General features: G+C 69.0%; 2 protein-coding genes and 2 pseudogenes. 3 read left to right on the top strand and 1 reads right to left on the bottom strand.

Annotation, left to right across the window (positions count from 1 at the left end; all coding sequences use genetic code 11):
• Positions 1-148: pseudogene (locus AC2VON_RS06685) on the top strand (LysM peptidoglycan-binding domain-containing protein); the annotation flags it as partial.
• A gap of 175 nt (positions 149-323) precedes the next feature.
• Complete coding sequence (locus AC2VON_RS06690) at positions 324-1,010, top strand: Rv1815 family serine proteinase (RefSeq protein WP_486952237.1); 687 nt, start codon at positions 324-326, stop codon at positions 1,008-1,010.
• On the opposite strand, the pseudogene AC2VON_RS06695 reads toward AC2VON_RS06690, so the two are convergent.
• A pseudogene (locus AC2VON_RS06695) lies at positions 1,007-1,258 on the bottom strand (nitroreductase family deazaflavin-dependent oxidoreductase); the annotation flags it as partial. The gene AC2VON_RS06690 and the pseudogene AC2VON_RS06695 sit on opposite strands and share 4 nt — an antisense overlap.
• A 115-nt stretch (positions 1,259-1,373) precedes the next feature.
• On the opposite strand from AC2VON_RS06695, the gene AC2VON_RS06700 reads away from it, so the two are divergent.
• The coding region (locus tag AC2VON_RS06700) for an FAD-dependent oxidoreductase (protein WP_486952238.1) at positions 1,374-2,166 on the top strand (793 nt) is incomplete at its 3' end.

The following is a 2,166-nucleotide window of genomic DNA, read 5'->3' on the forward strand; positions in this document are numbered from 1 at the left end:
CCGGACCGACCCGGTGGTCTCCGGCGACACGCTGTGGGCCATCGCCGACCGGTTCTCCGGCGACGGCAGCAAATCCCAGCAGATCGCCGACGCCAGCGGCGTCGCCACTCCCGACCTGATCCCGCCCGGCCAGGTACGGACGATCCCCGGACCGCCGGCCCCGATCGTCGCGGCGCCCCGGACCCGGGGCCCCGGGTCGCCGCGCTGTGGTGTGTGCCGTGCCCGGTGTTTGGCAGCCCGGCGCCGGTAACCTGGGCAGCCGTTAGAGTGTCCGGCGCCACGCCGGCCCAATGCGATCGGAGTCGACGGTGTACAGGCTGACGATGCAGGCGGTGCAGCTAGCGGCAGCGGCGATGATCGCCTTGACCGGATCGGTGGGGTTGCCGGCGTCGGTTGCCCGGGCGGACCCGGTGCTGGTGTTCCCGGGGATGGAGATCCGCCAGGACACCCATGTGTGCACCCTGGGGTACGTCGACCCGGCGCTGGGAGTTGCCTTCACCGCCGGCCATTGCCGGGGCGGCGGCGCGGTCACCGACGCGGGCGGCAACCATGTCGGCCAGCTGGCGACCTTCCGGGACAACACCCCCAACGGCTCGACCATCGACACCGACCAGATGATCACCGACTACGAGACCATTGTGCTGGCCGACGACGTCGCGGTCAGCAATATCCTGCCCGACGGCCGCCCGCTGGAGTCCATCCCCGACCTGGCTGTGCAGCCGGGCGAGCCGGTCTGCCATTTCGGCGTCGTCACTCAGGAGAGCTGCGGGACCGTCGAAAGCGTCAACAACGGGTGGTTCACCATGGCCCACGGTGTGGTCAGCCAACCGGGCGATTCGGGCGGACCGGTGTATGTGGCCGGCGGTACCGGACCGGCCCGGATCGTCGGCGTGTTCAACAGCGTCTGGGGCGAGTACCCCGCCGCCGTGTCCTGGTCGGCCATCATGGAGCAGGTGCATGAAGACGCCGGCGTGCCGCCCGACCCGGCGGGTCCCCCGCCGTCGGCCTAACCTTCGAGCGGTGCGAGCGCGAAGACCGGGATCGACGGTGCGGCGGCCAGCAGTTCGCTGTCGTCGGAATCCGGTGTCAATCCCGCAACATGCCCTTTGACCTGCCAATACCACCGGGCCAGGTAGCGCCGCAGCAGCTCCGGCTTGGCGTCGTTGCTCACCTCGACGATGCGGGTCGGCCTGCGCCGCCACCGCGGTCCGAGCTCGACGACGCCGGCGGCCCGGGCATTGCGCACCCACTGGGTGTCATCTCCTCTCAAAGGACCGGCGCGCTCTGGCAACGGTGCGCTCGCTGCGACTCTGCCATGGCGCGGTCTATCCTGCGAGGCGATGAGTCTCGGAATCCAGGGGAGAGCGGCGCCGATGAGCACCGAGATACCGCCAACCGTCAGCGCGGACGAGGTCGCCTCGTGGTCGGATGACGTCGACGTGCTGGTGATCGGCTTCGGCATCGCCGGCGGCTGCGCGGCGGTCAGCGCGGCGGCCGACGGGGCGCGGGTGCTGGTGCTGGAACGCGCCGCCGTGGCGGGCGGCACCACCGCAATGGCCGGCGGGCATTTCTACCTCGGCGGCGGCACCGCCGTCCAGCAGGCTACCGGGCATCCCGACAGCCCCGACGAGATGTACAAGTACCTGGTCGCGGTGTCACGCGAACCCGAACTCGACAAGATCCGGGCGTACTGCGACGGCAGCGTCGATCACTTCAACTGGCTGGAGGACCTCGGCTTTCAGTTCGAGCGCAGCTACTACCCGGAAAAGGCGGTGATCCAGCCCAACACCGAAGGCCTGATGTACACCGGCAACGAGAAGGTGTGGCCATTTGTCGAGCAGGCCGTCCCTGCGCCACGAGGGCACAAAGTACCGGTGCCCGGTGACACCCAGGGCGCCAAGCTGGTGATCGATCTGCTGCTCAAACAAGCCGAAAGTCTCTGCATGCCAATCCGGTACGAGACTGGGGCCACCGGGCTGGTCACCGACAGCTCGGGCGCGGTTGTCGGGGTGATGGCCAAGCAGTTCTCGGAAGTCGTTGCGGTCAAAGCCACGTCGGTGGTGATCGCCGCGGGCGGATTCGTGATGAACCCGGACATGGTGGCGCGGTACACGCCGAAGCTGGCGGAGAAGCCGTTCGTGTTGGGCAATACCTACGACGACGGTC

Source organism: Mycobacterium sp. TH-M82, from assembly GCF_057473605.1.